The 16,364-nt window shown below is 60.1% G+C and carries 15 protein-coding genes; 7 read left to right on the forward strand and 8 right to left on the reverse strand.

The window, feature by feature from the left end; translation table 11 throughout:
* The first annotated feature begins 125 nt into the window (after positions 1-125).
* Entirely contained in the window at positions 126-1,337 is a 1,212-nt protein-coding gene (locus tag JNX03_RS00875; protein ID WP_203210612.1) for a pyridoxal-phosphate-dependent aminotransferase family protein, read from the forward strand.
* A 12-nt stretch (positions 1,338-1,349) separates the two neighbouring features.
* On the opposite strand, the gene JNX03_RS00880 is transcribed toward JNX03_RS00875, so the two are convergent.
* A complete protein-coding gene (locus tag JNX03_RS00880; RefSeq protein WP_203210613.1) occupies positions 1,350-1,532 on the reverse strand; it encodes a hypothetical protein in 183 nt (60 codons plus the stop codon).
* A gap of 51 nt (positions 1,533-1,583) precedes the next feature.
* Complete coding sequence (locus JNX03_RS00885; RefSeq protein WP_203210614.1) at positions 1,584-2,687, reverse strand: pyridoxal phosphate-dependent aminotransferase; 1,104 nt, start codon at positions 2,685-2,687, stop codon at positions 1,584-1,586.
* Between the two features lie 93 nt (positions 2,688-2,780).
* Here JNX03_RS00885 and JNX03_RS00890 point away from each other — a divergent pair, with 93 nt between their 5' ends.
* Entirely contained in the window at positions 2,781-2,945 is a 165-nt protein-coding gene (locus tag JNX03_RS00890) for a Tat pathway signal protein (RefSeq protein WP_203210615.1), read from the forward strand.
* Between the two features lie 80 nt (positions 2,946-3,025).
* The gene (locus JNX03_RS00895) at positions 3,026-3,814 is read left to right on the forward strand and encodes a crotonase/enoyl-CoA hydratase family protein (RefSeq protein ID WP_203210616.1); all 789 of its coding nucleotides are present in this window, start codon (positions 3,026-3,028) and stop codon (positions 3,812-3,814) included.
* 232 nt (positions 3,815-4,046) lie between these two features.
* Here the strand turns inward: JNX03_RS00895 and JNX03_RS00900 are convergent, their stop codons facing one another.
* Positions 4,047-6,965: a valine--tRNA ligase gene (locus tag JNX03_RS00900; protein ID WP_203210617.1), complete on the reverse strand. Its 2,919-nt coding sequence runs from the start codon at positions 6,963-6,965 to the stop codon at positions 4,047-4,049.
* A 364-nt stretch (positions 6,966-7,329) separates the two neighbouring features.
* On the opposite strand from JNX03_RS00900, the gene JNX03_RS00905 reads away from it, so the two are divergent.
* Positions 7,330-9,627 (forward strand): xanthine dehydrogenase family protein molybdopterin-binding subunit, encoded by a 2,298-nt coding sequence (locus JNX03_RS00905; protein WP_203210618.1) that lies wholly within the window; start codon positions 7,330-7,332, stop codon positions 9,625-9,627.
* A 16-nt stretch (positions 9,628-9,643) separates the two neighbouring features.
* Positions 9,644-10,684, forward strand: coding sequence for a DUF2235 domain-containing protein (locus tag JNX03_RS00910; RefSeq protein WP_203212081.1), 1,041 nt, complete (start codon positions 9,644-9,646; stop codon positions 10,682-10,684).
* On the opposite strand, the gene JNX03_RS00915 is transcribed toward JNX03_RS00910, so the two are convergent.
* The gene (locus JNX03_RS00915) at positions 10,681-11,163 is read right to left on the reverse strand and encodes a PaaI family thioesterase (RefSeq protein ID WP_203210619.1); all 483 of its coding nucleotides are present in this window, start codon (positions 11,161-11,163) and stop codon (positions 10,681-10,683) included. The two genes, JNX03_RS00910 and JNX03_RS00915, sit on opposite strands and share 4 nt — an antisense overlap.
* Positions 11,164-11,226: 63 nt before the next feature.
* Positions 11,227-12,093 (reverse strand): methylenetetrahydrofolate reductase [NAD(P)H], encoded by an 867-nt coding sequence (gene metF, locus JNX03_RS00920; protein WP_203210620.1) that lies wholly within the window; start codon positions 12,091-12,093, stop codon positions 11,227-11,229.
* Positions 12,094-12,190: 97 nt separating this feature from the next.
* On the opposite strand from metF, the gene JNX03_RS00925 reads away from it, so the two are divergent.
* Positions 12,191-13,096 (forward strand): LysR family transcriptional regulator, encoded by a 906-nt coding sequence (locus JNX03_RS00925; protein ID WP_203210621.1) that lies wholly within the window; start codon positions 12,191-12,193, stop codon positions 13,094-13,096.
* Between the two features lie 115 nt (positions 13,097-13,211).
* On the opposite strand, the gene JNX03_RS00930 is transcribed toward JNX03_RS00925, so the two are convergent.
* Positions 13,212-14,252 carry an NADP-dependent oxidoreductase gene (locus JNX03_RS00930; RefSeq protein ID WP_203210622.1) on the reverse strand — a complete coding sequence of 347 codons (1,041 nt, stop codon included), beginning with the start codon at positions 14,250-14,252 and terminating at the stop codon, positions 13,212-13,214.
* Between the two features lie 160 nt (positions 14,253-14,412).
* Here JNX03_RS00930 and JNX03_RS00935 point away from each other — a divergent pair, with 160 nt between their 5' ends.
* A complete protein-coding gene (locus JNX03_RS00935) occupies positions 14,413-15,198 on the forward strand; it encodes an inositol monophosphatase family protein (protein ID WP_203210623.1) in 786 nt (261 codons plus the stop codon).
* Position 15,199: 1 nt separating this feature from the next.
* Here JNX03_RS00935 and JNX03_RS00940 read toward each other — a convergent pair whose 3' ends face one another.
* Together JNX03_RS00940 and JNX03_RS00945 are read right to left on the reverse strand one after the other, a co-directional pair.
* The gene (locus JNX03_RS00940; RefSeq protein ID WP_231024107.1) at positions 15,200-15,577 is read right to left on the reverse strand and encodes a GFA family protein; all 378 of its coding nucleotides are present in this window, start codon (positions 15,575-15,577) and stop codon (positions 15,200-15,202) included.
* Positions 15,574-16,317 (reverse strand): rhomboid family intramembrane serine protease, encoded by a 744-nt coding sequence (locus JNX03_RS00945; protein WP_203210624.1) that lies wholly within the window; start codon positions 16,315-16,317, stop codon positions 15,574-15,576. Before JNX03_RS00945 ends, JNX03_RS00940 begins: the two co-directional genes overlap by 4 nt.
* Between the last annotated feature and the right edge of the window lie 47 nt (positions 16,318-16,364).

Raw genomic sequence — 16,364 nt, forward strand, 5'->3', positions numbered from 1 at the left:
ATCCTTTCGAAACCCTTTGGTCGTTGTACGTAACGCGGCCGAGCAGGGCAAGTGTCCGCCATCTGGTTGACGCCGCATCCAAGCAGCCTAATGTGCGGTTGAAACTCCATAAATTCAGGGCCGACATGACACATTCCATCTCATTGGCGCAGGGGCGTTCCTATCTGGCTATCCCCGGGCCTTCGGTTATGCCCGAAGCCGTGCTGAACGCGATGCACCGGCCGACACCCAACATCTATGCCGGTGAACTGGTCGAGATGATGCCGGGGCTGATGGAGGATCTCAAAAAGGTCGCCCGCACCAAACAACACGCGGCCATGTATATCGGCAATGGCCACGCGGGATGGGAGGCGGCGCTGTGCAACGTTATCATGCCCGGCGACAAGGTTTTGGTGCCTGCTACCGGTCATTTTGGCATCAGCTGGGGCGAGATGGCCAAAGCCTTGGGCGCAGAGGTCGAACTGATCAGCTTTGGCCGCAAATCCCCCATGCAGATGGACCGTATTGCAAAGATACTGGAGGCAGACAAAGCGCATGAAATCAAAGCGGTGCTTGGCGTGCATGTCGATACGTCCAGCTCTGTGCGCAATGATCTGGCCGCCCTGCGCCAGGTTATGGATGCGGCGGGACACCCGGCGATCCTGATGGCCGATTGTATTGCCTCCATGGGCTGTGACCGGTTTGAAATGGACGCTTGGGGCGTGGATGTGGCCATAACCGCCAGCCAAAAGGGGCTGATGGTGCCGCCCGGTCTGGCCTTTGTGTTCTTTAATGACCGCGCAGCAGAGGCGCGGACCCGGCTGCCCCGTGTCAGCCGCTATTGGGATTGGACCCAGCGAGCAAACGGGGTGGAGCTTTTTGAATACCATTGCGGGACCGCTCCGACCCAGCATCTTTATGGTCTGCGGGCGGCGTTGGACATGATCCACGACGAAGGTATGGAACATATCTGGCAACGCCATGCCATTCTGGCACAGGCCATTTGGGCTGCTTGCGAGGCCTGGGCGCAAAAAGGCAGTTTCGCTGTCAACATCGCTGACAGGGCGCATCGCAGCCACGCAGTGACCGCGCTGTGCCTCAAGGCGCCGCTGGCCACGGAATTGCGCAATTGGGTGGAACAGAACCTTGGCCTGACGCTTGGCATCGGGCTGGGCATGGCGGCTCCCGGTGATCCGGCCAGGGACGGGTATTTCCGGCTGGGGCATATGGGCCATGTAAACGGCCACATGATCATGGGGATGCTGGGCGGGATCGAGGCGGGTTTGTCCGCTCTGAAGATTGAGCGCGGGTCCGGCGCCCTTGAGGCCGCAGCAGCAGTGATAGGCGGGGCTGAATAAAGAGTTTGGAGATTAACCGCGGGCCGCATCAATGCGGCTGATCACCCGGTTGACCGCCCATCCGGTTGCTGCCGCCGCCAGCAACCCCCAAATCACCCAGATCGCCATCAAGATCCATGTCAGATTGATACCAAACATCACCACGCAAGCGGTGGTGTAATTGGGGGCGGCAGGGCGGTCATTGGAATCACGCATAAGGGGTCCGGTGGCTGACTGCCAAGGAGTATAGACCGCAATTCCTCCACGTCAGGTGTTTTTTGCATCCTCAATCGCGCCGGGCAAAGCGGCGGCCAGCGCGTCAAGCTGCGCTTCGGTGCCACAGCTGATCCGGATACAGCGGTTTTGCGGGGGGGCGAACGGCATCCGCACAAAGATCCCGCGCGCGACCAGCCCATCCAAAACCGCCTTGGCAAATACACCATCTTTGCCGCAATCCACAGCAACAAAATTCGCAGCAGAGGGCAGGGCGGTCAGCCCGTTGTCGGCAGCAAGCTGGCCAATCCTGCTGCGAGATCTGGTGATCTGATCCAGCGTTTGCGCCAGCCAATCCTGATCTTGCAATGCTGCCAATGCCCCAGCCTGTGCGGCGCGGTTCATGCCAAAATGGTTGCGCACCTTGTGAAAGGCGGTGATCAGCTCCGGCGCGGCGATGGCATATCCAACCCGTGCCCCGGCAAGGCCATAAGCCTTTGAAAACGTGCGCATCCGGATCACCCTCGGGTCATCCTTGGGCAGTGGCAGCTCTGTGCCCTTCGGTGCGCATTCCACATAGGCCTCGTCCAGAACCAAAAGCGAACCCGCCGGTAAATCCTCCATCGCGCGGGCCAGAGTGGCACCGCTGTGCCAAGTGCCCATCGGATTGTCGGGATTGGCCAGATACACCAGCTTGGCATCCACCTCTGCGGCCTTGGCAAACAGGGCAGAGGGGTCTTCGTGATCGTCCAGGTAAGGCACCTTGTGGATTGTACCGCCGAAGCCTGCCACATGGTAATTGAAGGTGGGATAGGCGCCATCAGAGGTCACCACCGCATCGCCCTGCCCGACGAACAGGCGCACCAGATAGCCCAGCAGCCCGTCAATGCCTTCACCCACGATAATGTGATCCATGGTGGTGTCGTGTTGTGCGGCCAAAGCGCGGCGCAGCTCATAGCTTTCTGCATCGCCGTACATCCAGTGTTCGGTCTCTGCCATGGCCTGGACCGCCTTGGGGGAGGGGCCAAATACATTCTCATTCGCGCCAATCCGCGCGACGAACGCACGGCCAACCTGCCGTTCATGGGTGTCGGGGCCAACAAACGGCACAGTGGCAGGCAGGGATTGGGCAAGCGGGGTAAGGCGATATCGGGTCATGCAAAGGTGATAGGCCCAGCCGGGGCAGGGGGCAAGGGTTGCAAATGCACCATGGATGCTTACATGAGAATCATTCGCAACTAGGGGGCATCCATGGCAAACCTCACCAGACGCGGCTTTATCGCCGCAACCTTGGCCGCCAGCACGGTCCGCAGTGTCCCGATGCTGGCCACCAAACCCGCCGCGCGGCGGGTTCTGACGCTGGTCTATGACAAAAGCCTCGGCATGATGCGGGCGATTGACCGGCTGGTCCCTTAAAATCCCCCACTGCCGCCACGTTCTGCTTTTCACCCAGAACCGGATCGAGTGTTATGCCTCTGCCCATGCAGGAGGACACCATGGCCCGCGTTACCGTTACCTATGAAAACCACATCGCCTTTGTGCGCCTGACCCGCGCCGACAAGATGAATGCCGTTGACCAAGCCATGATCGACGGGATCATCGCCGCTGGCCAGGAAATCGCCGAAAGCAAGGCGCGGGTGGCTGTCATCTCCGGCGAAGGTAAGGCCTTTTGCGCCGGGATCGACATTTCGGGCCTGTCGGGCATGATCGGCAAAGACCCCGCAGAACTCCTGATGCCGCGCACCCACGGCGATGAAACCACCAACCAATGGCAAGAAGTCGCGATGATCTGGGCGCGGCTGGACATTCCGGTGATCGCGGCGGTGCATGGGGTCTGCTTTGGCGCTGGACTGCAATTGGCGCTGGGTGCGGATATCCGTATCGCTGCGCCGGATGCCAAATTTGCCGTCATGGAAATGAAATGGGGTATCGTGCCGGATATGGGCGGGATGGTCCTGTTGCCCAAACTGGTGCGCAGCGACGTGCTGCGCCTGCTGACCTATACAGCAATGCCAGTGGATGCAGCGCAGGCACTGGCTTGGGGGCTGATCACACAAACGGCGGATGATCCGCTGGCAACGGCAACCGAACTTGCAACTGTTATCGCTGGCAAAAGCCCCTCTGCCATCCGCGCGGCCAAACGGTTGATTGCCTTGGCCGAAACCGACGACGCCAATGCGGTCCTGCTGGCGGAATCCCAAGAACAAGTGGCGCTGATGGGCAAACCCGAACAAATGGAAGTCGTTGCTGCAGAATTCGGAAAACGCCCCGCCAAGTTCGACTAATTCGCCCGCGATTCGAAGCGGGGTCAGGGATCGCACCGCGACCGCGCCATCGGCGCGGCCTGTCCTTGACGCCGCTGCGACTCGCAAACACCCTTGATCGAGGTCGTTCAGGACGCATTGCGCCCTGAACACCGTCTCAGCAAAATCAGACCCGTTAGCCTTGCCTCCAGCATCACCGTGATTGGCTCAGGCTGCGACAAGCACCGATAAAAAGCACCGCGCGGCCTTCGGATCACTCCATCTCGGCCAGACGGTCCAATGCCGCCTGAAGCTGATCGGCCTCTTCCTGTCGCGCATCCAGATTGGCCTGCGCCTCGGCGACAACCTCTTCGGGGGCGGAGGCAGCGAATTTGGGGTTGTTCAGACGCCCCTTCAGGCCGCCGATCTCTTTGGCCAGCTTTTCCAGGGATTTCTGCAACCGCGCCTTTTCCTCGCCAATGTCGATCAATCCGGCCAAAGGCAGGCCAAAGCTGGCACCCGGCACCGCAATCGAAACCGTTCCTTTTGGAAAATCGCCAGTCTTTTCAAGGCTGTCCACACGCGCCAAACGCTTGATCATCACTTCATTGCGATCCCAGGCGGCCTGTCCAGCCGCATCCAAATCCGTGACCAGCATCGGCACCTTCAACCCCGCAGGCACATGCATCTGCTGGCGCGCCGACCGGATGCTTTCGATCAGGCCAATCACCCAGTTCAATTCGCGGTCCGCATCAGCATCCAGCAAATCGGTGGTGCTGTAGGTCGGCCAATCGGCATGCACCAACATCTTGGCGCGGCTGGCGGTGGTCTGCCACAGCTCTTCGGTGATGTAGGGCATGATCGGATGCATCAGGATCAGACATTGATCCAGCACCCAGCCCATGGTCTGGCGCGTCTCGGCGGCCTCAGGTGCATCGTCCTGCAACAGCGGTTTGGACAATTCCACATACCAATCGCAAACCTTGCCCCAGACAAAGGCATAAAGCGCATTGGCCGCATCGTTGAAACGGAAATTCTCCAGCGCCAGATCCACCTCTTCGCGGATCCGGGCACATTCGCCGACGATCCATTTGTTCAAGGTGGCTTCGGGCCTGGGCATTTCCGCCTGCGTACCAGTGAACACACCATTCATTTCGGCAAACCGATGTGCGTTCCACAGCTTGGTGCCAAAGTTGCGATAACCCGCAATCCGCGCTGTCGACAGCTTCAGATCGCGGCCCATGGCAGCCATTGCCGTCACGGTAAACCGCACCGCATCCGCGCCGTATTCGTCGATCAGTTCAAGCGGGTCGAGCACATTACCAAGAGACTTTGACATCTTCTTGCCCTTCTCGTCACGGACAAGAGCGTGGACATAGACGGTGTCGAAGGGTTTTTGATCCACCACGGCATATTGCATCATCATCATCCGGGCGACCCAGAAGAAGATGATGTCAAAACCCGTGATCAGGACGGAGGTGGGGAAGTATTTGTCCAGCGCCTCGGTCTGTTCGGGCCAACCCAGCGTGCCGATGGGCCAAAGGCCGGATGAGAACCATGTGTCGAGAACATCGGGGTCGCGGGTCAAGGATTTGCCGGGCGCCATTGCCTGCGCTTCGGCCTCGGTTGCGGCGCAGTATTCCTTGCCGTCCGCGTCAAACCAAACCGGGATCTGATGTCCCCACCACAGTTGGCGGGAAATGCACCACGGCTCGATATTCTCCAGCCAGTGGAAATACACCTTCTTGTCCTGCTCCGGCATGATCTGCACATCGCCGTTGCGTACCGCGTCAATGGCGGGGCCGACGATCTTGGCGGTGTCCACAAACCACTGATCTGTCAGCATCGGCTCGATCACCACTTTGGACCGATCGCCAAAGGGCTGCATGATCTTCTTGGCCTCGACCAAGGGTACAGGACTGGCCTCAACTTCGGCTTCGTCCTGTTTCTTCTTTTTATTCGGCTTGCCCAGACGCGGATCATCGGCATCGGTCATCACCGCGAGACCCTCGGCGGTGATGTCGGCCACCACGGCTTTGCGGGCCTCGAACCTGTCCATGCCGCGATAGGCGTCAGGGACAAGGTTCATTGCGGCGATCTTGGCCACGTCGAACGCTTCCTCGCCAGCCGCGATGCGTTGGGCAATCGCGGCTTCTTCGGCGTAGGGGCGGCCATCGGCCCGCATGGCGCCCTTGGTGTCCATGAGGTTGTACATCGGAATGTTGCCGCGTTTGGCGACCTCATAGTCGTTGAAATCATGGGCGCCGGTGATCTTCACCGCACCAGAGCCAAAATCCTTGTCCGGATATTCGTCCGTGATGATCGGGATCAAACGGCGGCTTTCCTTGGGGCCAACCGGAATTTCGCAAAGCTGGCCGACGATGGGCGCATAGCGTTCATCGGACGGATGCACCGCCACAGCGCCATCGCCCAGCATGGTCTCAGGCCGCGTGGTGGCGATGGAGATGTAGTCACGTTCCTCTTCCAGCGTGACGTTGCCGTCCTCGTCTTTTTCGACATAGGTGTAAGTGGCACCACCGGCGAGCGGGTATTTGAAGTGCCACATATGGCCGTCAACTTCGATGTTCTCGACTTCCAGATCGGAAATCGCGGTCTCAAAATGCGGATCCCAGTTCACCAGCCGCTTGCCGCGATAGATCAGACCTTTGTTGTACATCTCAACAAAGACCTTGATCACCGCATCGTGGAAATTGCCCTCTTCGCCCGCAGGGGCATTCGGTGCGCCGGACATGGTAAATGCATTGCGCTCCCAGTCGCAGGAGGCGCCAAGGCGCTTGAGCTGGTCGATGATCGTGTTGCCGGATTCCGTCTTCCATTCCCAGACTTTTTCCAGAAATGCGTCGCGGCCCATTTCACTGCGTGAGGGTTGCTGGGTCTCGGCCAGTTTGCGCTCCACCACCATCTGCGTGGCAATGCCCGCGTGGTCCTGACCGGGCTGCCAGAGGGTGTCAAACCCGCGCATCCGGTGCCAGCGGATCAGGATGTCCTGCAGCGTGTTGTTGAACGCATGGCCCATGTGCAGAACGCCGGTGACATTGGGCGGCGGGATCATGATGGAAAAGGTCTCATCCCGGCTGGCATTTGCGCCCGCATTGAAGGCCCCAGCCTTCTCCCATGCCGCATAAAGCCGCTTTTCCGCTTCGGCAGCGTCGAATGTTTTGTCCAGAGCCATGATCGTAAATCCTGTGGTCGTTTGGGATGGGGGTCTACCGGAGGATTGCAGCAAGGGAAAGGGTGGCCGGTCGCCGCTCCTGCGCAAAAGCGCAGATCGCCCCGCCCCACGGCCCGTGTTCTAGCGCTGCCGCCGCAAAAGCACGGCGAAAGCGGTGAGAGCGGGACAGTTTTGCGGCCAGATGAAACGGGATAGGGGCATGTGCCTTGCTACACAGACCTCGCTTGATGTCAGAGCGGTTGTATTGCGTCATTTGGCAAGAAAAACTCTACCCTGCGTTATCAGCGCGGTCTGCCGGTTCTGGCTGGACAAGCGGCCTCAGCCCTTTATCTGTTGTACCAGATATAGCGTTGGAGGTCCGCAGATGGATAAGTTTGGTATAAGTCAGCCGGTCAAGCGGACCGAAGACATGCGGTTTCTCACCGGCGAGGGGCAGTATGTCGATGATATCGCGCCCGAGGGTGCGTTGCATGGTTTCTTCTTTCGCTCGCCGGTGGCCCATGGGGTGATCACCGAACTGGACGTCAGCGACGCTGCCGAACTTGAGGGCGTGCATCTGATTTTGACCTGCGCGGATCTTGAGGCGGCGGGCATGGATATTTCCATGGCCGGGGCCGTGGTCGACAACCGCGATGGCACCAAAGGGGCCAAGCCGCAGCGCCCGATGTTGGCCAAGGGCAAAGTGCGCTATGTGGGAGAGCCGGTGGCCTTGATCGTGGCGGACACGCTGGCGCAGGCACGGGATGCGGCCGAGATGATCATGTTCGACGTCGATGATCTGCCGGCCAAGGTGGATATGGCCCGCGGCGGCGCTGCTGTGCACGATGAGGCGCCCGACAATTGTGCCTTTGATTGGGGCATGGGCGATGAGGCGGCAACGCAGGCCGCCTTTGACGCGGCGGCAAAGACCGTGGCCTTGCAGGTGGACGACAACCGCATCATCGTCAATTCGATTGAGCCGCGCGGCTGTTACGCCGAATGGGACAATGGCCGTGTGCATGTGTCGATCAACGGGCAGGGCGTCTGGGTGCACAAGGGGTTCTTGCAAAAGGCCTTTGGTCTTGAGGAAGAACAGGTGCGCGTCACCAACCCTGACACCGGCGGCGGCTTTGGTATGAAGGGCATGACCTATCCCGAGTATTTCAGCGTGGCGCAGGCGGCGCGGGTCTTGGGGCGTCCGGTGCGCTGGATGTCGGAACGGACAGAGGCGATGCTCACCGACAATGGCGGGCGTGATCTGACCTCATTGGCGGAGTTTGCCTTTGATGAAAACAACAAGATCACCGCTTATCGGGTCAGCACGCGCTGCAATCTGGGCGCCTATAACTCGCAGTTTGGCCAGCCCATTCAGACCTTGCTGTTCAGCCGGGTTTTAATGGGTGTTTACGACGTTCAGACCACCTGGTTGCAGGTAGAGGGGTATTACACCAACACCGTGCAGGTGGACGCCTATCGCGGGGCCGGACGGCCCGAGGCGATCTATGTGCTGGAGCGGTTGATGGACCGTGCCGCCCGCGAGCTGGGCATTGACCCGTGGGAGCTGCGGCGCATCAACTTTATCAAACCGGACCAGTTTCCCTATACGTCGGCCACGGGTGAGACCTATGACGTAGGCGAGTTCAACCGCCTGTTGACGCGCATGGCAGCCGAGGCCGACCGCGCTGGATTTGAGGCCCGCCGCGCTGCGGATGCCAAGCGTGGTCTGCTGCGCGGGCAGGGCCTGTGTTACTATATCGAAAGCATTCTGGGCGATCCTTCGGAAGGGGCCAAGGTGGTCTTTGAAGAGGATGGCACGGTGAAGATCTTTGTCGGCACCCAAAGCAATGGTCAGGGGCATGAAACAGTTTATGCGCAGTTCCTGTCGGATCAGACGGGCATTCCCGCGGATCTGATCACCGTGGTGCAGGGAGATTCCGATCTGATCAAACAGGGAGGCGGCACCGGCGGTTCACGCTCGGTCACAACGCAGAACACCGCGACGCTGGCAACGGTTGCCAAGATGACCGAGGCTTTCACTGCCTTTCTGGCCGAGGAAATGGGCGTGCCTGCCAGTGCGGTTGAGTTTGACGATGAACGGTTCCGTGCCGATGGGTCCAACCTGACACCCACGATGTTGGAGGTCGCCGAGATGGCCCGCGAGAAGGGCCGCGAGGATCTGCTAGAACATCACGAACGCGCCACCCTGCCGGGGCGCAGCTATCCAAATGGCGCACATGTTGCCGAGGTCGTGATTGATCCCGAGACCGGCGTTGTCACCACCGACCGATATACCGTGGTTGACGATTTTGGCAATCTTATCAACCCGATGCTGGCCGAAGGTCAGGTGCACGGCGGGGTCGCTCAGGGCATTGGACAGGCCGTGCAGGAACGGGTTGTCTATGACGAGGATGGCCAGCTGCTCACGGCATCGTTTATGGACTATGCCTTGCCCCGTGCGGCGGATCTTCCCAATATTTCTTTCACGTCAGAGCCGGTGCCCTCAACCGCCAATGTTATGGGGATGAAGGGCTGCGGCGAGGCGGGCACCGTTGGGGCGCTCGCGGCGATATCGAATGCAGTGCAGGATGCATTGTGGGATCAGGGGGTGCGGCAGGCGGATATGCCCTTCACGCCGCACCGAGTTTGGGAGATGTTGAAAGGTGCGTCCATCGCTGCGGAATGACAGCTTTCTGAGCCGCCTGTTCGGGCGGCTTTGGCACCGCCCTGCTTCTGACTTCGGTCCGCGGCGGGGCAACGTGACCCATGTGATCATCCTTGATGGCACGATGTCCTCATTGGACCCGGACGATCAGACCAACGCGGGCCGGGCCTATACCCTGCTGCGCGAGATGGGCAGCGAAATTTCCATCTACTACGAGCCGGGTTTGCAATGGCGCGACTGGCGGTCGGCGGTTGACGTGGCGATGGGGCGGGGGATCAATCGGCAAATCAAACGCGCCTATGGCTATCTGGCCTCACGGTTTCGACCGGGTGACAGGATTTACATGCTGGGATATTCGCGCGGCGCCTACGCAGTGCGCAGCCTTGCCGGTATCATGGATCAGGTGGGCTTGCTGCGGGCCGATTGCGCGACCGAGCGGAACATCCGCGATGCCTACCGCCATTATGAGAACAACCCCGCAGGCGCCGCCGCCCGCGCCTTTGCCGATGTGCACTGCCACGAACGGGTTGAGATCGAGGCAATCGGCGTTTGGGACACCGTCAAATCACTGGGGATTAACGCGCCCGTGCTATGGCGCCTGACAGAGCCGCGCCATGCCTTTCACAACCATGATCTGGGCGGCACAATTCGCAACGGATTTCAGGCCTTGGCGTTTCACGAATCCCGCCTTGCCTTTGCGCCGGTGCTTTGGGAAACCCATCCCGGTTTTGAGGGACATGTCGAACAGGTGTGGTTTCGCGGAACCCATGGCGATGTCGGCGGCCAGCTTGGCGGGTACGAGGCGGCGCGCCCCCTGGCCAACATCCCGTTGGTCTGGCTTTTGGCCCGGATTGAGGAAACCGGACTGCCGATGCCCGCCGGATGGAAGCTGCGATTTGAGCAAGACATTGATGCGCCGTCGGCAGGCAAATGGCGCGGCTACGGTAAAATGTTCATGAGCCGCCGCAAGCGCAAGGTTGGGGCCGACCCGTCAGAGCGGTTGCACGAAACCCTGCTGGAATACAGCCAGAGGGCCAAACCCATCCGCGCAACCCTCGTTGATGCGGTCACGCGCTAACCCAGTTTCATGACGATGCAGGTGGTCGATCCGGTGGCATAAAGCTTGCCATCCTCAATGCCGCGAATTTCGCCGTGGGCCACACCGGTTGAGCGTCCGACGTGATCGGCGATCCCGATGCAGTCGATTTCCATGCCAATCGGGATCGCCCGCAGGATGTTGATCTTGTACTCCAGCGTTGTGTAAACGCTGCCGCGCGGCACTTTGGTCATCACCGCGCAGGCCATCGCACTGTCAAGTAGCGTGCCGTACCAGCCGCCATGCACCGTGCCCATCGGATTGGTCATCATGAATGTGGGCGCACCCCGAAACACGGCGCGGCCGTCCTCAACGGAATGCAGGGCATAGCCCATGGTCTGCCCGATCGGCGGGCCGGGGTTGGTTCCGTCCACAATCCGCTGCATGAATTCGAGACCGGACAAGGCCAGTGCCTCGCTCTGGCTCAGCAGGTCTTCGGGGCGTTCGGCAACGCGGGGCATGGCTCTCTCCGATCTTGGTCCTTGCACAAATGCTAGGGTGCAAAACCGTGAAAGAGCAACCTGTTACGCCACGTCCGAAAGGGCAATCTGTGGCATGACACCCAGCGCCCGGCAAACATTGCGGGTCAGATCAGGGCGATTCAAGGTGTAGAAATGCAAGGCATCGACCCCTTCATCCACCAGTTTGCTGCACATCTCGGTGCACAGGGCCGTGGCCAGCAAATCATGCCGATCATCACGGATGGCCGCATCAAATGCCTGATCCAGCCAATCGGGGATCGGCGTGCCGCAACGCTCGGCAAAACCGCGGGCGGATTTCCAGTTCACGATGGGCAAAATACCGGGGGTCACCGGCTTGTCGATGCCTGCCTTGGCACAGGCATCGCGGAATCGCAGAAAGCTGTCCGCATCAAAGAAAAACTGGGTGATCGCCTCATCCGCGCCTGCCTCGAACTTGCGTTTGAGCCAGTTTACATTGGCCTGCGCATCGGCGGCTTCGGGATGCACATCGGGATAGGCGCCCACCCGAATGTTGAATGTACCAGTCTCCGCCAATGCGGTGATCAACTCGCAACTGTCTTGGAACCCGTCGGGGTGGGGGGTGAAACTGTCGGCCCCGCCTTCAGGATCGCCGCGCAGGGCAACGATGTCGGTCACACCGATTTCTGCATATCCTTTGGCAACCGCCAGCGTATCGGCGCGGCTGGCCCCGACGCAGGTCAAGTGCCCGGCTACCGGCAGCCCGGATGTGCGCGCCAGGACATGTGCGGCGTCATGAGTCAAATCGCGCGTTGTGCCGCCCGCGCCATAGGTGACCGAGAAAAACCGCGGGGCCAGCGGTGCCAGCGCCTGCGCGGTGTCCCACAGCTTGAACGCGGCATCGACGTTGCGGGGAGGGAAAACCTCAAAAGAAACGGCAGGGGTTGGCATATCGGTGATCCTCATGTGCGAATTTACCTGCTTGTCTCATGTTTGTTGATGTGAGACAAATTCATAACTTTCATCTTGAACATGAGTGATACCTCATATGCACATCGAATTCCGCCACCTGCGTACCATTCAGGCCATCCACGAGGCTGGCGGTCTGGCCCGCGCCGCCGAACAGATGAACATCACCCAATCCGCGCTCAGCCATCAGGTGAAAGGGTTGGAGGATCAGGCCGGTGTGGAGCTGTTCGTCCGCCGCTCCAAACCGTTGAAGCTGTCGCCTGCCGGACAACGGCTGCTGAAACTGGCACAGCAGGTGTTGCCGCAGGTCCAGGCCTTGCAAGACGAATTTGCTGGTCTGCGCGAGGGCAGCACCGGACGCATGCATATCGCCATCGAATGCCACGCCTGTTTTGAATGGCTCTTTCCGGTGCTCGAACACTTCCGCCGCGCCTGGCCGGATGTTGATGTGGATATCCGTCCCGGACTGGCCTTTGACGCGCTGCCGGCGCTGCTGCGAGAAGAGGTGGATCTGGTGGTGTCTTCCGATCCCGAGGAACTGCCGGGCGTAAAATTTGTCGAACTTTTTGATTACAATCCGGTCTTTGTTGCTTCGGCCAATCATCCATTGGCGCAAAAATCCTATGTCGAGGCGGCAGATTTCCGCAGTGAAACCCTGATCACCTATCCTGTTGAACGCACAAGGCTGGATATCTTCAGCCAGTTGTTGATCCCCGCCAAAGTGGAACCAGCCGCCATTCGGCAGGTTGAACTGACGGCGGTGATCTTGTTGCTTGTTGCCTCAAATCGCGGCGTTTCGGTGTTGCCCGATTGGGTGGTGCGCGAGGTGAAATACAGCTCTGACTACGTGACCCGCCCGCTGACAAAGGACGGCATCACCCGCCGCCTTTACGCCGCCGTGCGCGAGGATGATCTGGGCAAACCTTTCATGGATGAATTGTTGCGCCTGGCCGGTGAAGAGGCGCGCAAACTGCAGGCACAGTAGGGGGCCAGCCCCCATCGCCGCAAACGGCGATTCCCCCGGAGGTTTTTCCGGCCAAATGAAGCAGGGATCTTTCTTGCTTCATTTGGCCTTAGGGGCCGGGGCAAGGCACCGGATGTCAGCCGACTTTCACAATCGCTTTGCCGTGATTGCCGCCGGTCAGCAACTCCATGAAGGCTTGCGGCGCGTTCTCCAGGCCTTCGGTGATGTCCTCTTTGTATTTGACCCGGCCATCGGCGATCATTGGGGCGACCTCAGCAACAAATTCCGGGAAGCGGTCCCAGTGGTTTGAGATGATAAAGCCGTTCACGCTGAGGAAATTGACGAGGATCGTCCGCCAGAGCTTGGGCGCGGTCAGCCCCTGACCCGCGGCGTTCGCACCAAGGCCACCGGCGTTGTACCATGCGATCATCCCGCAAACCGGAATGCGGCCATGGGGGTTCATCAAGGACAGCGCCGCATCCAGAACCGGCCCGCCAACGTTTTCAAAGTAGACGTCAATGCCATCTGGCGCGGCTGCCTTCATGGCATTGCGCAGGTCTTTGACGTTGTCATAGGCGCGGTGGTCGATGCAGGCGTCAAAGCCAAAGCTGTCTTTGGCCAAGGCACATTTGTCTGCGCCGCCAGCGATACCCACCGTGCGCAGCCCCTGCGCCTTGGCAAGCTGCCCGACCATGGAACCGACCGGCCCTGTCGCGGCGGCAACGGCAAGGGTTTCACCCGCCTTGGGGCGGCCATATTCCTTAAGGCCCAGCCAGCCGGTGAAACCGGGCATGCCCAGCACGCCGAGCGAGGTGGTCACGGGCGCTTGTGACGGATCCAGCTTGCGGCACATTTTGGCATTGGCGGTGCTGTGCGTGGCCCAGCCGAACGGGCCGAACACGTGATCGCCCTCGGCAAAGCCCGGCGCGTTGGATGACAGGACCACACCAACGCTGCCGCCTTCCATCTTGCCACCGATGGGCACCGGGGCGGCGTAGGATTTGGCGTCGTCCATGCGGCCGCGCATATAGGGGTCCAGCGACATATGGCTGACCTTGACCAGGATCTCGCCCTCCCCGGGGGTGGGTATCGCGGCGGTTTCTAGGCGAAAATTCTCTTGGCTGGGCGCGCCCGTGGGGCGGCTGGCCAGCACGATCTGTTGCATCTGGTCGCTCATCTGTCTCTCCCTTTGATCTGTTGATTGGCGGTCATGGTGCCGCGTGGTGCAGCGATTGCAAGGGCAGATCAGAATCACGGTGCGTCAGTTTGGATCTGCCCCTTGGCATTCGCGGCATTGGCGCTTATACGCAGCGCCTGATCCATCGAAGGTACAGCAAATGGTTGGCAGTGCGAATCTCAACATCATGATCAAGGCTGCCCGCAAGGCGGGCCGTGCGTTGATCAAAGACTTCCGTGAAGTCGAAAACCTGCAGGTCTCTGTCAAAGGTGCCGGGGATTTTGTCAGCAAGGCCGATATCGAAGCGGAACGGACGCTGAAGAACGAGCTGATGGGCGCACGCCCGACCTATGGCTGGCTTGCCGAAGAGGGCGGCGAAGAGGCGGGGCAAGATCCCACGCGCCGCTGGATCGTGGACCCTTTGGATGGGACGACCAATTTCCTGCACGGCCTGCCGCATTGGGCGATTTCTATCGCACTGGAGCACAAGGGCCAGATCGTTGCGGGCGTTGTCTTTGACCCCGCCAAGGACGAAATGTTTTTTGCCGAAAAGGGCGCGGGCGCCTGGATGAATGAAAGCCGGATGCGTGTGTCGGGCCGGAACCGGATGATCGAGAGCATCTTTGCAACCGGTCTGCCCTTTGGCGGGCGTTCTGATTTGCCTGCGACCTTGCAAGATCTGGCGCGTTTGATGCCGGTTTGTGCGGGCGTGCGGCGATGGGGCTCTGCGGCGCTGGATTTGGCTTACGTTGCCTCTGGCCGTTACGACGGTTTTTGGGAGCGTCGTTTGAATTCCTGGGATCTGGCCGCCGGCATGTTGATCGTCAAAGAGGCGGGCGGCTTGGTTGAGCCGATGAACCCTGCGGGCGACGTGCTGACCGATGGAGAGATCATTTGCGCCAATGAGGCGATCTTCTCGGGCTTTGCCAAGGTTGTGCGCGGTTAATCTATTGATCTGAGGGATGGTTCACGCCGTCGTTCCATGGGAACGGCTCGTGCTCCCATGTCTTGACCCCGTCAATACAACCCAGATTGATCCCGCATTCGTCGGGGTCTGACCGGCGTTGATGATGGGTGTAGATTCCGCAGGTTTTGCAAAAATAATGCTGCGCGGTTCTGGTGCCCCATGTGTAGAGACCAAGGTTGTCTGCCCCTTGCTGGATCTTGAGGGAGGCCGTCGTCGCAGTGACCGCAGCGGCCTGTCTGCGGGCGCAGAACGAGCAGGTGCAGCGGGCCGCATCGGACAGGCCATGGGGCAGGGTCGCCGTCAAAACCACAGCGCCGCAGTGGCAACTGGCACGGATATGCATTGGGTCGTTGTTCATTTGCGCCGCACCTTTGGGATACTGCTTTTGAGCAGGGGATATTCGGCGGGCGGATGCGGTGGGTGCCCGTCATTGCGGGCCCAAAAAGAACCCGCTCCGCGCCGCAGCCACAGGGGCAGCGCAAAGATCAGCCCGGCCACAAAACCGCCCGCATGGGCCCAATAGGCCACGCCGCCTGTTTCGGCCTCTGCGGCGATGCCCCCCAGAAACTGCGCGCCAAACCACAGGGCCAGCATGATCCAGGCCGGGATCGGAAAAATGCGGAAGAACACCACAAAGATGATCAGGATATCGACCTTGGCCTTGGGGAACAGCAGCAGATAAGCGCCCATAACCCCGGCGATCGCGCCTGACGCGCCGACCATCGGCACGCGCGATGTTGGCTCAAACCACACCTGTGCAAGACCGGCGGCCACCCCGCAGGCGATATAGAACAACAGATAACGAAAATGCCCCATCTCGTCTTCGATGTTGTCACCAAAGATCCATAGAAACAGCATGTTACCCAGAAGATGCATCCAGCCGCCATGCAGGAACATCGAGGTGAACAAGCCCTCGAACCCCTGGCCCATGCCGATCCGCGCGGGGATCAAGGCCCAAGCATCATAAAAGGCATAAAGCGCTCGCGGTTCGCTCAACAGCGGCACATAGCTGAGAAAAATGATGATGTTCAGCGCCATCAGCGCATAGGTGACATAGGGCGTGCGCCCTGACGGGTTGTGATCACGGATTGGAAACATATCCGCACGCTCTGCGATTGGCCCGCCGGGGTCAAGACAGGAGTGGT

The organism is Sulfitobacter mediterraneus (assembly GCF_016801775.1).
Taxonomy (GTDB): domain Bacteria; phylum Pseudomonadota; class Alphaproteobacteria; order Rhodobacterales; family Rhodobacteraceae; genus Sulfitobacter; species Sulfitobacter mediterraneus_A.

Bases quoted from the DNA above. Each gene is read 5' to 3' on its own strand.
- JNX03_RS00895 (WP_203210616.1), top strand. From the start codon at position 3,026: ATGGCCCGCGTTACCGTTACCTATGAAAACCACATCGCCTTTGTGCGC.
- JNX03_RS00875 (WP_203210612.1), top strand. From the start codon at position 126: ATGACACATTCCATCTCATTGGCGCAGGGGCGTTCCTATCTGGCTATC.
- JNX03_RS00880 (WP_203210613.1), bottom strand. From the start codon at position 1,532: ATGCGTGATTCCAATGACCGCCCTGCCGCCCCCAATTACACCACCGCT.
- JNX03_RS00905 (WP_203210618.1), top strand. From the start codon at position 7,330: ATGGATAAGTTTGGTATAAGTCAGCCGGTCAAGCGGACCGAAGACATG.
- JNX03_RS00900 (WP_203210617.1), bottom strand. From the start codon at position 6,965: ATGGCTCTGGACAAAACATTCGACGCTGCCGAAGCGGAAAAGCGGCTT.
- JNX03_RS00935 (WP_203210623.1), top strand. From the start codon at position 14,413: ATGGTTGGCAGTGCGAATCTCAACATCATGATCAAGGCTGCCCGCAAG.
- JNX03_RS00915 (WP_203210619.1), bottom strand. From the start codon at position 11,163: ATGCCCCGCGTTGCCGAACGCCCCGAAGACCTGCTGAGCCAGAGCGAG.
- JNX03_RS00925 (WP_203210621.1), top strand. From the start codon at position 12,191: ATGCACATCGAATTCCGCCACCTGCGTACCATTCAGGCCATCCACGAG.
- metF (WP_203210620.1), bottom strand. From the start codon at position 12,093: ATGCCAACCCCTGCCGTTTCTTTTGAGGTTTTCCCTCCCCGCAACGTC.
- JNX03_RS00890 (WP_203210615.1), top strand. From the start codon at position 2,781: ATGGCAAACCTCACCAGACGCGGCTTTATCGCCGCAACCTTGGCCGCC.
- JNX03_RS00885 (WP_203210614.1), bottom strand. From the start codon at position 2,687: ATGACCCGATATCGCCTTACCCCGCTTGCCCAATCCCTGCCTGCCACT.
- JNX03_RS00940 (WP_231024107.1), bottom strand. From the start codon at position 15,577: ATGAACAACGACCCAATGCATATCCGTGCCAGTTGCCACTGCGGCGCT.
- JNX03_RS00945 (WP_203210624.1), bottom strand. From the start codon at position 16,317: ATGTTTCCAATCCGTGATCACAACCCGTCAGGGCGCACGCCCTATGTC.
- JNX03_RS00930 (WP_203210622.1), bottom strand. From the start codon at position 14,252: ATGAGCGACCAGATGCAACAGATCGTGCTGGCCAGCCGCCCCACGGGC.